Annotated in this window: 17 protein-coding genes; all 17 read right to left on the minus strand. The window is 45.1% G+C overall.

Going from position 1 to position 13,059, the window contains the following annotated elements:
- Positions 1-12: 12 nt before the first annotated feature.
- The 17 genes from QNM16_RS21520 to QNM16_RS21600 are packed head-to-tail and all read right to left on the minus strand — an operon-like array spanning position 13 to position 13,043.
- Positions 13-651, minus strand: coding sequence for a baseplate hub domain-containing protein (locus QNM16_RS21520; RefSeq protein WP_284022337.1), 639 nt, complete (start codon positions 649-651; stop codon positions 13-15).
- The gene (locus QNM16_RS21525; RefSeq protein ID WP_284022338.1) at positions 632-1,243 is read right to left on the minus strand and encodes a hypothetical protein; all 612 of its coding nucleotides are present in this window, start codon (positions 1,241-1,243) and stop codon (positions 632-634) included. Before QNM16_RS21525 ends, QNM16_RS21520 begins: the two co-directional genes overlap by 20 nt.
- A gap of 15 nt (positions 1,244-1,258) precedes the next feature.
- Positions 1,259-3,394 carry a hypothetical protein gene (locus QNM16_RS21530; RefSeq protein WP_284022339.1) on the minus strand — a complete coding sequence of 712 codons (2,136 nt, stop codon included), beginning with the start codon at positions 3,392-3,394 and terminating at the stop codon, positions 1,259-1,261.
- The gene (locus tag QNM16_RS21535) at positions 3,394-3,654 is read right to left on the minus strand and encodes a phage tail assembly protein T (RefSeq protein ID WP_284022340.1); all 261 of its coding nucleotides are present in this window, start codon (positions 3,652-3,654) and stop codon (positions 3,394-3,396) included. The genes QNM16_RS21530 and QNM16_RS21535 overlap by 1 nt, the downstream gene beginning before the upstream one ends.
- A 41-nt stretch (positions 3,655-3,695) precedes the next feature.
- Entirely contained in the window at positions 3,696-4,046 is a 351-nt protein-coding gene (locus tag QNM16_RS21540; RefSeq protein ID WP_284022341.1) for a hypothetical protein, read from the minus strand.
- Entirely contained in the window at positions 4,043-4,483 is a 441-nt protein-coding gene (locus tag QNM16_RS21545; protein ID WP_284022342.1) for a phage tail tube protein, read from the minus strand. Before QNM16_RS21545 ends, QNM16_RS21540 begins: the two co-directional genes overlap by 4 nt.
- Position 4,484: 1 nt before the next feature.
- Positions 4,485-4,898, minus strand: coding sequence for a phage tail terminator protein (gpU, locus tag QNM16_RS21550; protein ID WP_284022343.1), 414 nt, complete (start codon positions 4,896-4,898; stop codon positions 4,485-4,487).
- A gap of 2 nt (positions 4,899-4,900) precedes the next feature.
- The gene (locus tag QNM16_RS21555) at positions 4,901-5,503 is read right to left on the minus strand and encodes a phage tail protein (RefSeq protein ID WP_284022344.1); all 603 of its coding nucleotides are present in this window, start codon (positions 5,501-5,503) and stop codon (positions 4,901-4,903) included.
- A gap of 3 nt (positions 5,504-5,506) precedes the next feature.
- Positions 5,507-5,815: a hypothetical protein gene (locus tag QNM16_RS21560; protein ID WP_284022345.1), complete on the minus strand. Its 309-nt coding sequence runs from the start codon at positions 5,813-5,815 to the stop codon at positions 5,507-5,509.
- The gene (locus tag QNM16_RS21565; RefSeq protein ID WP_284022346.1) at positions 5,812-6,822 is read right to left on the minus strand and encodes a major capsid protein; all 1,011 of its coding nucleotides are present in this window, start codon (positions 6,820-6,822) and stop codon (positions 5,812-5,814) included. The genes QNM16_RS21560 and QNM16_RS21565 overlap by 4 nt, the downstream gene beginning before the upstream one ends.
- A 40-nt stretch (positions 6,823-6,862) precedes the next feature.
- The gene (locus tag QNM16_RS21570; RefSeq protein WP_284022347.1) at positions 6,863-7,219 is read right to left on the minus strand and encodes a head decoration protein; all 357 of its coding nucleotides are present in this window, start codon (positions 7,217-7,219) and stop codon (positions 6,863-6,865) included.
- Between the two features lie 38 nt (positions 7,220-7,257).
- Positions 7,258-8,604, minus strand: a complete 1,347-nt coding sequence (locus tag QNM16_RS21575; RefSeq protein ID WP_284022348.1) for a S49 family peptidase — start codon at positions 8,602-8,604, stop codon at positions 7,258-7,260.
- Positions 8,601-10,076, minus strand: a complete 1,476-nt coding sequence (locus tag QNM16_RS21580) for a phage portal protein (RefSeq protein WP_284022349.1) — start codon at positions 10,074-10,076, stop codon at positions 8,601-8,603. The genes QNM16_RS21575 and QNM16_RS21580 overlap by 4 nt, the downstream gene beginning before the upstream one ends.
- Positions 10,076-10,291, minus strand: coding sequence for a phage head-tail joining protein (locus QNM16_RS21585; RefSeq protein WP_284022350.1), 216 nt, complete (start codon positions 10,289-10,291; stop codon positions 10,076-10,078). The genes QNM16_RS21580 and QNM16_RS21585 overlap by 1 nt, the downstream gene beginning before the upstream one ends.
- Positions 10,292-10,298: 7 nt before the next feature.
- A complete protein-coding gene (locus QNM16_RS21590; RefSeq protein ID WP_284022351.1) occupies positions 10,299-12,371 on the minus strand; it encodes a phage terminase large subunit family protein in 2,073 nt (690 codons plus the stop codon).
- Positions 12,364-12,864, minus strand: coding sequence for a DUF1441 family protein (locus QNM16_RS21595; RefSeq protein WP_284022352.1), 501 nt, complete (start codon positions 12,862-12,864; stop codon positions 12,364-12,366). Before QNM16_RS21595 ends, QNM16_RS21590 begins: the two co-directional genes overlap by 8 nt.
- Positions 12,861-13,043 carry a hypothetical protein gene (locus QNM16_RS21600; RefSeq protein WP_284022353.1) on the minus strand — a complete coding sequence of 61 codons (183 nt, stop codon included), beginning with the start codon at positions 13,041-13,043 and terminating at the stop codon, positions 12,861-12,863. Before QNM16_RS21600 ends, QNM16_RS21595 begins: the two co-directional genes overlap by 4 nt.
- Between the last annotated feature and the right edge of the window lie 16 nt (positions 13,044-13,059).

Consider the following 13,059-nt stretch of genomic DNA (forward strand, 5'->3'; position numbering starts at 1 on the left):
TCCAAATAATAATTAGTGAGGTTGCACCGGGATTTCACCAGGTCGTCGCCCGCCACCTGCCGCACCCCCACCGCTATTGCTGGGAGTGCTTTTGCTTTTCTGACCCCAGTCCATATCAAGCTGGACAGTGCCGCAAAATTCAAAACCAAAATCGTCAGGGTGGTGCATTTGTTGGCTTTTTAGATTTGTTCTGCGCCCGCGAACGGCTGAAAAATCAGCCCAGACGCTTGCAACTTTCAGTGTCAAAGATGCCTTTTCCAAGGACTCTTCCCCACTTTTACCCGTCAAAAATCCCTCGTACAACTTCACGGCCCCGACCGCAGTCATGTCAGGCTCAAAGTAAGCTCGCTGTATAGTAAGCTTTCTGTTCATCCATCCGTGTTGATAGAACAACGCTGTCGTTTCACCCGTTACGGCACTAAGTTGCAACGACACCTCACCAACGCGCACCTCGCCATTGACCTCAATGGCCGGTACTTTTCGGAGCATGCCGCTTTGGTATACCACCCCCCCATAAGTGACATCATGCCCTGCATCTGTGAGGTAGATACTCACCTCATCTAGCTCAATTGTTACCAAATGGGCTAGGCGAAACTCCCGTGTAAGCAGCTCCGCGAGATTCTCTCTTAACTCAATCATGTAATCGCTCACTTAGTTGCAGCACAAATGAATTTCGATATTTAGTTGCTACTAGGTCCAGCTTTAAAAGATCCGTCTTCAATGCGACATTAAAGCTCACGCCGTCGCAGCTATGTATTTTCTCCCCAGCACCGACAGCTTTTCGAAGAGAAGGACTAAAGCGCACAATTGCATGCCCAAGGCTATTAATTGTGACAGGCTCAGTGACCATATACGCCTTTTCGTGCCCAATAAAACTTATAAAATCACCTGGCATTAGTGCGTCAACTAAGCTCTGTGTTGCCCCAATTACACTAATGCTGGTTGCCATTGCATACGCCCCATCTTTAGCCCTGCAATCATCACCTAGACCTTTTCCAATGGCTGGGAAGGGGTTTGGCAGCCTGAAGTATTTGAATCTCCCTCCTAACGTATTTGCAAATGCGAAAAGCTCCATAGTCTTTGCATATACCAGAGGGACCGTAGTAAGGGACAACTCCCACTTATGCGGATCACCCAACTGGTTCGCATACTCAGGACCTGCGTGAGAGGGGTCAAGTTGCGTTTTGGATTTAGCTGTTATTGAGAGTTTTTGTGGGTCGAGTAAGTGCGTAGGAAAATGCATACGTCTCCTTCGAGTTTAATTTGGGAAATCTATGTACCCCTGAATGTCACGCAAGATGTCGGGGAATTTTTCGGAGTACCAAGCATCGACCCATGAGTGATCGACACTATCAATGTTAAACTGCAAGTTTACGGGGGATCTTCCCGCAGTACGCCCCTCTTGGTTAGCCATGCCCGCAACTTGATCTGCCATTCTATCCAAGCGCTTAGCGCTTTGGTTTGTATAGACGCGCTCACCTTTATCAAGCAGCCAAGTACCCTCTCTTGGTATGTGCTCGATACCCTCGTGAGCCATACCTTGTGGCATGGGTTGGCTTTTTATTTGTGCTACATTGGCAATACCCATCGTGGTAATAGCTGCCGCTGCAATAGGCCCAATGATGGGGCCAAGCTCAAGCGCTTTAGTTGCAGCAGTGAATGTACTTATCATTGCATTACCGATAGACATCATCTGATGCAATCTAAATGCTTTTTTGCTGTGGGTAGCTGCCTCTGCGGTAATGCTCTTACCAATGCTTGTCGCAATGTTCAAACGTTGTGCACCGCTGGCGCGGTCAAATTCGACAAACTCCTTTACCATTTGCCCATATTGACCCGTTCCGCGCAACTGTATATTACGCTTTCGATCTTCGTGCTCAGCTTCCATTGCTGATTTGCGATCTAAAAACCCCTGTAACTCAGCTATTTCCTGAGCGTATTTATCGCGACGGCTTTGATCTTCTAGCTGCCTTGCTTCATTAATTCGCGCAATACGCTGTGCTTCCGCAGCTTCTTCAATCTGCGCTTTACGCTGCTCATGACTAAGTTCAAGCTGTATTTCGAGCTGCTTGTACTCAGTGTCAGTTATGAGTTCGGCGTCTTTAGCTTGCTCTAACCACTCAACACTCCGAGCAAAAGCAGCTTGCTCAACTTCAAGTCTGGTTGCCAAATGAGCACGTAAGCGCTCTAAGTTTTTTGCGGCTTGATCAGAGTTAACATCTGTTGCAACTCCTACTGGTTTAACAAATCCAGTGCCTACCGCCCCCTCGCCCCCCTGACCTTTTACTGTACTTTCATCAGGCGTGGTGTCCGGGATATCTTCACCCGTAATTTCACGGCCAAACACTTGCTTTTGATACGTTGCTAAATTACTTTCTAATCGCTTATTTAGCGACGCTAACTTTTCCTCAACTTGTTTTATAGCGTCTTGATTGGTGGCAAAGTACCCCCAATCAAAGCCAAATTTCTTTTTCTCTTGCAATCGCTCAAGTTCTTTTGTGAGTGATGCGATTTCATTTTGGTCATCGGTGATTTTATCTGCCAACCCTAAATCGGTTAGCGGGTTATCACGCATCGTGTCGAATATATGAGACACTTCCTTGGACCAATCAGCAAAGTACTCTCCGAGCTCTTTTACTACCGGCGTGAGCGAAACCAGTGAGTTACGCAATGTTATACCACCAGTTTCACTTATGCGCCTAAGTTGCTCATTTAGCTCTTTAGATTCGACAATGGCCGACTCAGATAAAGCGCCGCCATATTGATCCATGCTTTCGGCTAGCTCAATAAAGCTAGCAGCTCCATCTTCAGCTATTTCGCTGAGTGCTTGCGCTGCATCACCACCTATTTGTTGCAAGTATAAGTTACGCTCTTGCTGTGAGCTGAGCGCACTTAGTGACTCCATCATTTTGAGAAACATCTCATCAGGCTTTAAGCTTTTAAACTCATCGACGCTGATGTTTAATTGCTCAAACATGTCGAGCGCTTCACCTGTTCCGATGGTGACAAGCTCGGTAATGCGTTCGCTGGTATCTGATAAAAGCTGGGCAAACTCTTCTTGATCAACGCCATACTGTCGTGCAGCAAAGGCCATTTTATCAAAGCGCGTAGTATTCACTTCTAGGCTTTGCGCCATGCGATCCATCTCGACCACCGCCGCTGCATTATCAGCCACTAGGCTAATCATTCCAATTGCAGCACCGCTTAGACCCAACCCAAGACCTGCAATTGCCCCCGTTAGCGCCGTGACCGAGCTTTTTGTTGTGGTCATAGATGCGCTGGCACGTCGAGCAAACTGATTGCTGTCGTTAATGGCTGCGCGAATGCCTGCACTATACTCACTGCTGTCAGCTTTAAGTTTTACAATTAAGTCTGAGACTGATTTTTTTGACATTACATTTTCTCAATGCTGGCAATTAAGTCATCGACTGATTTCTCAGGTCTGTGAGCCAAAGAAAAGTCTGCCTTTTTGAATGTTTGCTTGAAGTTACAAGTAGAGTTAATAACGCTCGTGTTGAGTTGTGAAAAGTGCGTATCAAATAATCTAAAGCCCGCCGGCTCTAAGTCGAAATAATCTAGCCACATTTGCAACTGTGTTGATGATAGCTCGTCAAAAAACTCATCATAGTCAGGTCGCTGAAATAAAAAAGCCACACGCATGGCTTCCATTAAGTGTGGGGCTTCAACCAGCGGATTTACTTTTTTTCAGCGCTAAACCCGCTTAATTCTAAAATAGCCTCTTGTAACGTAATCAGAGAATCACCACCAAGATTGACCAGCTCGTCAATGTCCTCTTTGTTTTTGTGATCGTAAACTAACTCACCGTTTTCGCGTAAACCGAGACTAACTACCATCGCTTGATAAAATGTGTAGTGGCCTTGTGAAATTGTGCTGTCTTCCTGCCTTTTGCAGATTTCAGTAATTAGCTCTTTAGTAACTATACGGCCTTTAGCGTCCATTTCTGAGACTTCAACGTCGCCATTTGGCAGCTTCACAGTTTTAGTTTTTAAGGCAGCTGCTTTCTTAACTTGCTCTCTTAAGTTCATGACCAAGTACCTCTCCTAATCTTGCCTGAGATTTTGATTTTAAACTCTTGCATTACGTCTTCGCCTGCGGTCATCGGCTCACTGCAACTGGTGACAATACCCGTAAATTCGCGCGTGGGATTTCCCGTTTTTGGCAATTGAATTTGATAGTCGGCTTTACCTTCACCGGCATCATAAAATTCGTTTTCCATCGCTTGCGCACCTTCATTACCAGTGACTTTGTACTTCACTTTTACCGCGACTTCGCCGCCGTCAAACAAACCTCGCTCGTACGTTTTAGAGTCAGCATCATCAGAGCTACTCTCTACACCGTAATGAGTACTTTCTTCAACTTCGCGCGTTGGTGTTAAACCATCAATATCAGTGATATTACCGACCAGCGCGAATGCGGCACCGTCATGTCGTAAAAACTTAATTTCTCTATTCTTGATTGCCATATTATGTCTCGAATGTTGCGTTTAATATTAGAGTGAGCGTACCAAGACTGCTTGAATCATCCTTGTCATACTCATATTTGTTTAATAGCAATTCATCGACGCTTCCACCGAGCGTATGATTTGCTTTTATTGCCTGCCTGATTGAGATTAAAAATTCATCCAGGCGATCATCAATATTTAGCTTTGCAATGTCATAGACTTGTATTATTAACGTGACCTCGTCTTGGTCTATGCTATGCAAACTCTCCACCTCACCACCATCGACGTACACGCACGCCACAGGTAAATTATCCCCTTCATTTATGCGACTTAGATGGCAAGGGTATACACTCTCAGAGTCGAATAATGGCGCACCATTTAGCGTGACGGATTTAAGAAGTTCGGCTACAGCATGGCGCAGCTTTTTATTGTTCATAATTAACTCAGTAGCTTGTTGATACGGTAGTTCATGTCTTTGATTAATATTGTTGGCAAATATTCGTCAATGATGTTTTTGCTGTATTTTGTCGCTGCTGTAGTGATTGACTGCTGTATGGGTACTTTAGCGATATCGATAGGGTAACGACTGTCTGACGTCCGCTGCATAATGTGCCAACGACCAGACTCCAAACGCTGTAAAAAAGCATTATTAAAAGTATGGCGACCAACTTTAATAGCAGTGTTCCCAGCGTGCTCTCGCTTGGCAAACCGACCTCGCTCACCGCGCTTTGCTTGGCTAATGAGGTTTTTACCTTTGCGGCGTTTTACTTGACTGCGAGCTGCACCGATTTTAATTGCTGGTATCGCTGTTCTACCAATCACCACTACAGCTAAACCTTTTGCACGATACTGGCTAATGCGAATTTTCTTTTTAATTAACCCTACTTTTAAGCGCTCAGTCTTGGCGGTATCTCGACTTACCAAGGTGGCTAAGCGCTTAGAGCTACGGTTAAGCGCTCGATTGCGCGCATTGCGCGCCTGGTTGTTATCGAGTGTCATGAGTGTTTTCTCAAGCTTACGAACCTGCGCATCGAGCGACATATGCTATCCAATTAGTGAAATAATGAGGTCTGAACCACGCACGCGGGCATTGTAAACATCGTATTCAACGCCTGTTTTGATACGTGTTATCGTGGCTTTATTGCGGCGAGGGTGTGAACCTTGCCATTGATTAATGGGGGTACTAACAATGTACCCCGTTGTTTCTAGCTCATCGAGCAAGATTTCTTCACCAGAGAAAGTACCTTTAAATTCCCTACGCTCACCTGACAGTGTTTTGAGCTGGAGTGATTCGCCAAAAGCCTTGAGAACCGCTCGACTTAATCGCTTTTCAGCCCTGTCCAGCCGGCTCATTTGGCAGCTTTAGGTGTGAACTTAATACGGCGAACAGCGAGAGGGCTAGTGCAAACATTTATCGGGTTGGATTGTGATTCTAGCTCAATGCCCTTGTTCATTTTCATGGGTTCTGAGTTAGTGTAATAAGGTAAGCCCTTAGTGTTTACCGCACCTGTATAATTAGCGTAGGCAAATTTTGTTAGATAAAGACCTCGCTTCCCGGTCGGGATCATAACGGCACCATACTCCGAAGGCATCGGGTCTTTTTCACCCAGCGTTTCGTTATACTCTTCCCAATAAACACCTTGCCAAAACACCCCAGCGCGCACATCATCACGTAGGGCTTGCCCGTCATTTTGGCGCTCAAAAGCTTTGAAAAAGTCTTCATTTTCGAGCATTTGATCGAAAAAACCTCGACGGCATAACACCCTATACCCTGTGGCTTTTATGCCTTTTTGGTGATCTTCGGAGTGACGCTTCACATCTAGCAACTGCGTTCTGAGCGGCTTGTTAAAGTCAACTGTATCCTCGCCATCAACTTTTTTGATCTTGAACACATCAAAAAGATCGACAATGACATTCCCTTTTTTGCCATATACTTTGCCGAAGATTGCACCAAATCGAAGGTACTCAATAGTTACATCAATACTCATTCGAGCCGCAATTAACTTTTCGTCAATTTTTTCTTGCAGAGGCTCAAGCTCACTTTCTTCTCCAAAAGCTCGGACATTCTTAATATCATCCGCCATTATCTTTGCCGGAACAGGCAAATGCACGGCATCGAATGTATAGAGCGCACGCTTGTCATCTTCTAAAGGCTCACCATCATCTCCACGAGGCACATCCGTTACAAGTTGGATCATCCCCTCTTTGTATTCAATTTTAATTGACGTTGTGTCTACACCGTCCTCTTCAAACAAATTTAACTCAGCCAATCGAGTTTTAGGCGCATCAACGTTGTTGATTGCATTGGTTAACCTCACTAACTCAAAGCTGCCCGTATCTAAAGCTTCAGCGACTTCCATATTTTTCTCTCTATTTTAAAATTTGGGTTAAGTGCACTTGCTAGCGCAAAACTATGTGATTTTTTGTGAGTGCCTTTTCTGCACTCTCAAGCTGCTCTTGAGTTATTCCCTCCGGCCACGTCAATTTAGACGAATACATCGAGCATACTCGGGCATGAGCTAAGCACTGTCCCGCATCTTTATCACGCTTGTGACCATATAAAATACGTGATGCCATATTTGCTTCCACTGCACTTGCATCGATATTTAGCTGGGTGTAGGTGCCGTCGTCTTTCTCAGCCAACACAGTGCCTGATACATAAGGGCCGCCTACAACGGTGATTGAGTCTTTGGAAATGTGCTCTAAATCACTAGCAACATGAACGCTAGCGCGAGGTAAAATTGTTTCTGCTTGCATAATTTGCATCCTTGTTCAGGAATAAAACGGAAAAGTGACTAAACACCTTTTCTTTTTTGATAAATCTTTCTGGCATTTAATGTCGGATTAGCTACACCCGACTCAGTGAGCGAGAGAGGGGTTTCTGTAGTTTCATCTGACTCCGCGCGAGCCTCATGAATAGCGGCACCTACCAGCTTGGCGGGGTCATCTATTTTTGCCAATAAAGAGTTAAAGCTATCAGGCAGGCCTGATGCAGAAAGCGTATTCTTTAACTCTTTGGCTTGTTCAATTCGCGCTTTTGCTGTGGCAAGCGGTACCCCGCTGACTAACAGGCTTGTAGCCATTGCTGGCATATCAGCTTCATTACACATGTTGACGACTTTAGAGACGGCGTCGAGCGCCATTTTTTGAGGTGGATTAATCGCTTCAATTACATCAGGCCGATTTTCAGTTAATGCTTCAAGCAAGGCGCTAGCACTCACCTGCTCCGCACTGGGTAACACCAAATTAAATTCAGTGCTTTCTTCTGAGGCTGTTGTATTACCAGACATAGAGTTTTTACCTTTATTGTTTTTTAATTCGCTAATTACGCTTTCAAGTGAGCCAAGGCGATGCGCCATTTTGTTATTTATGGCCTCCTGACCAACTAATGATCCGCCTTTTCCAAAATGCTCAAGCACATGATTTGTAGAAACCCCCATATTTCGGGCAACACGTTGAACAAAAACATCACCAAGCTGATCGACAATATGTTGATTTGCCTTTTTCCCCTCTTCACTAAATCCATCAAGTCGTTTATTTGGGCTTTGACTTGAAACGATTTCGAGTCGCTCACGCTTGCTGTTTTCGTCAGGCTTAGTACGCTCAAGTGTCATTACTACTCCGACTGAACCAAGCATGGCAGTGGCATCTATTACTAGCTCGCCACACGCACTGGCTATCCAATAAATCGCCGATGCACCTGTGCCGCCCACGTAGCCTATAACTGGCTTTTTGCCACGTGCGTTATAAATCATTTCAGCAACTTCGTGGATGCCGTTCGCATCTCCACCAGGTGAATCAAAGTTCATTGCAATGCCACTCACACTGGGGTTATTTAGAGCAGCATTAAAATTTTTAGCTAACGCCTCGGTTGAGATGCCTCCGCAAATATCATCAAACATGCTGGCATAGCGACTGATCACACCTTTGACATTAATAACAGCAACGCCACCCTCGCGCATTTCCATAATTGAAGAAGACGGCTTCCCTGATTTGGCTGAAACAGCTGTTATTGGGCTTAAGTCAAAACCCTCAAGCGACACATCATCACGAGCCGCAATATCGCCAATAACACCTAGCGTGTTTTGATCTAGCGCCCAAGGCTGGGCCATTAAATAATTGAGTGCGAGCTGTTTTTTCACTCTGTACTCCCTCCACGAGATGCAGCAAATAAGCCTGTTAATTCAGTCGATTTAACACCGTGTTTTTCACAAATCTTCTCCCACTCTTTAAGTGCTTGGGCGTTTCGCTCCATATTCTCTGTAAGGTCTTGACCATATTCTGCCGCTTCACTCGCTAGGTTTGAGTGTTGCGAACTGACAGCCTTGATGCGTGCATTAATATCTTGTTCTGGGTGAAGGTGTTTAAACGCATCCGGGCGTATATCTAGTGCCAAATAGAACCACTGGTCTTGAGCGTAATTTGGCGCCATCACAGCACCTGTGGTTATTGCAGTTTCAATAAACCAACGCCAGATACCTAGCGCCAATTGAAAACCAGAGAGATTTGTTTGAGCAAAGCTGATATCTCGTCGATATTCATTCATAAACGCTCGCACTAAACGATCATTTAATCCGGACCAATCCCCGGTCAATAGCGCATGCGGTACATCTTGACCAGCTGCGAGCATAAGCGATTGCCAGCGAACCCAGTCCTTATAGCCCTGTCCAGTGTTATCGCCGTCGAATAAATCAAGCTTTTCGCCTCGCATACCGCGCAACATAGTTCCAGCTTCTAAGCGCACAACACCATCATATTGATCCATGTCCGCTTCACTGTATAACGCCTGACCCGTCTGACTGTCATACTGAGCGTCTTCATCTCCAATCTCTTCGCGATATAAAAAGCCTGTAAATGCTGAGCGCTCCTTTTTACGGGTCAGCTCTGCAGAGTCATACTCTTTAAAATCACGATCCTTTTCGAGTGCCGCTGCAGCATCTATTTCTGCGCGCACTTGACTCGGTCGGGCTGGAAAATAATGATGTATCACATCGCGAGCGGGAACCCGCTCCAAGTTATTTAAACTTGCAGGCTCTAGCCCATCTTGAGGGTGCGAGCGGTAAAACCAATAGGCAACTTTGACACGACCGTGAAATTCAACACCTTGAATGATTCGCTTACTTTTACTTATGCGACGATTGTAATTCATTGGGCATATTTCCGATTCGTACAACTCGACTTGAACAGGAACCTTTAAACCAGAATCAATTCGCCTGTTTACTCGACGCACAAACACTTCTCCACTCAAGCGACGTGCTTGTACTGCAATTTTTACAATTGCGCCAAAACTGAAATTCCCCCACGGATCGAGCTGCTTACTTGCAACCTTCCAGAGTTTGTTAATATCCTTTTCAAAGTTGCTGTCTTGGCATGTTGATAGTAGGGTAAAGCCACGACCCACTTCGCTGGTGACATTTTTATTTATTGCACTTCTGAACAAAAGTGAGTTGCGGTACCCATGGCGCGCGCGATTTCTTAAGGTATTACCTGCTGAAGCGACCGTACGATTTGGCCCCATTACAGATGAATTAGTTGACGCGCGGCGCGAGACACCTTCATAAGCTGAAGCTTTAATAAGTGGCTGACCATCTAAACCAATGATTTTGCCACTCATTACAACCTCCTAGATAATCGCGTTACAGTTTTATGGCCTAGCGGGTGCGCTTTATAACCCGCTTTTTTGGCAAGTAGCCTCGCTACATGACGGCGCGCAGTTTTTAATTCTTCTATTGAACGATAAGTTACTTTTTTACCGTCTATTTCTACTGACAATTCAGCGCTAGCTATCGCCAGATCTAACTCATCTAAATCAGCTTGAGATAATGACATTACTCTTCTACCTTCTTCGTCTGCGCCTTGTGGGAACTGCTTGTTGTTTATCTGTAGAAATTAATTCGGGGTTACTATCTTGCGGCAAAGCCCAGAGGGGTGGGTTTTCCCAGTCGCGGATTCGGTCAGCTTTACGCTCATAGATAGCAGCCCAGTTATAAACAAATAGATCGAATGCCTCATTACGCGCTTGCGAGTTTGGCTTTCTCCACTTTCCATCTGGCCCGCGTTCTTCAACTGTGAGCTCGTCAAAGAAGGATTCGGGTAGCCATTTTGGAAAATGAACGTAACGCGGCCCCACCTTGTCTCTAGATAAACTGTTTTGAACCGTATCTTTTATTTTGTCAGTTAAGAGCAGGAAAACAGGAACATCCCCTTTGGCCTTGGCTTTTCGATCTTCCCTTTTTGTATTGTCTGGGTAGCTTTTCTCTATCACAGAGGTATCTTTTCCTCCTTTGCCATCCCTCCCTTTTATGAGCATAATCTTGCGGGATAGGCCTAACTTTTTGATGCGGCGATAAAATTGATACGCCATATCAGTCACACCCGCCTCACCGCCTGAGTCACAAGCAGTTAAAAGAACAGGCATGAAGCGCCCGGTCCCATCGGTGAGAGGGTATGTTTTATTTATTACTTTTTCAGTAATGAGATCCCAATCTTCCAAATAAGCACTAGGCTTTACCCTTACAAACTTATCTGGGTTTTCAGGGTCTTGCCGCTTTGACTTTTCAATATTAAATCTATCAATGACTGTGCTTTGTAAATCCTCGCCCCAACCTAAAACCATGACTTCAAAGCGGGATTTTTTACCCCCTTGGACGTCGATTGCGGCTGTTAAAAAGCGCACATTCTCGGGCACTTCTTTACAGCCATAATCATCGCGGCGGTCCATAAGTTCGTTTGCGCTTCGATCTTGGTCTTTTGGGGGGATAAATGGCAAACCTTGGTCAGTGTTGACCGTGGTTTGTAAATCATGCATTTCGCCTGTGGACTCATAAACCTGCATGGCCGCAAGATACTTATAAACTAGCTCATTCCATGTTTGGAAAGCTGCTGTCGGACCTTTTTGCCAAAAGCTAGCTATATGCGTATCTTTACGCTCGCCGTGTAGTTGTCTGTTCTGATCGACTGTACATCCTTCAGGCACCCACACGCCTCTTTTGTTGAGGCACCACTTTAGGGATTTCCCGCGCTCTAATGGCTTCTTTTCTTGATGCATTGCGCCGCAATGGGGGCAGGCTAAAAAAACCTCTTTGGATGCTTTTCCGGGGTCATCTATTTCCTTATCCCAAACGAGCAATTTAAATTCAGGCTCAAAGTGCTCACCGCACTCTGGGCACTGCCAAAAAAATAAGCGCCTATCACCTAAGTTATAGAGTGAAAGAATGCCCGGTGTTGGCGGTGCCTCATGCGGCGAACTAACTCGATACGTCGAGTCTGTTACGTAAAACCCCGGGGAGCTTTCAGCCATTGTCATGCCTGAAGACATGAAGGACTGCGTCCGTTTGGATGCTTGAAAATATGTAGAGCCATCGCCGCCAACGTTCAACGGAATTCGATCGTAATCAGTTATTGCTACTCTCTTATAAGTAGATGAAGCAAATATGTTTTTACTAGGCCATCCAATTTTTAGAAAGTTGCCAGCTTTGAAAAACTTGCTATGGATATTGTTATCATGCGCTCGTGGAGATAACGCTGCTCGCACCTCAGGGCAGGCGTTAAATCCTCTATCTAATCGCTTTTGGCTATGCTCTGCAGCTTTTTCTTGGCTTATCTGAACAAGCAAAAAGTCGGCAGGATCATTTACGATAGTATCCATAGCCCACGCATCTACTAGCGACACCGATTTCGCGGTCCTAGCTGGGCCTACAAATATTGTTGAGGTATATCGACGCGACTTTAATGTATCCATTGGCTCGGCCATGTAGGGAGTTAAATCCCCATCCCATGGAACCATGGAGTTTCCAAGCTCAACATAAAGCAAGCGCCTGGCGCTTTGTGATAATGGCTCACGATTTGGGGGTTTAACGATCTCCGCTACATTTATCCGAGTATGGCTCGCTCTAGCGTAGCTACTCATCAGGTGTTATCTCAATTAGCTTGTTGTACATCTCATGACGACATTTATCCCCTTCTTTCTCCAACAACTCTAATTGTTCTGGTGTAAACAGCCCGGTCCTTTCCATTTTGTCAGGGAGATTCTCAAAATAGTTAACTACGATGCTGAGTGAGAAATACAGGTCTTTTCGATAATCGCTATCAGGGATTAGCTCACCAATTTCCTCTTCAAACTTGAGTCTTTCACGCTCTGATTGAAAATAATCCTTCCTATCTTTTGGAAGCATTTTTGACGGGTTGAGAAAATCATCATCACCTACATTTCGCTCACCTGAAAAAAGAGCAGGACCCACATCTGCTAAAGCGTAAACATCGACACCAGCCCTTTTTCCGGAAGGCTTCACTTTGCTACTGCGTAACCGCTTTCTCACAGTTTCACGATGTAACCCAAATGCTTCAGCTATCCGAGTGATATTCCACGAATTAGAATCACTTATGTTAGATACATTATTCATGAAGATTTAAAAATTGCTGGTCCAGCTTCACGCATATCGTAGACATTTATCCCTGCTTTACGCTGAGAAGGGGTAACACTTGAAGCAATCAAGCGACCTCTAATCGTCTTTCGAGACAAATCGAACATGCGAGACATTTGAGTGATGTTTAAGTGACGCAAAGCTAGTTTTTTACTCATTTCGTCACCATAAAAT

The sequence above is a fragment of the Pseudoalteromonas umbrosa genome (assembly GCF_030125375.1).
GTDB classification, from domain to species: Bacteria; Pseudomonadota; Gammaproteobacteria; order Enterobacterales; family Alteromonadaceae; genus Pseudoalteromonas; species Pseudoalteromonas umbrosa.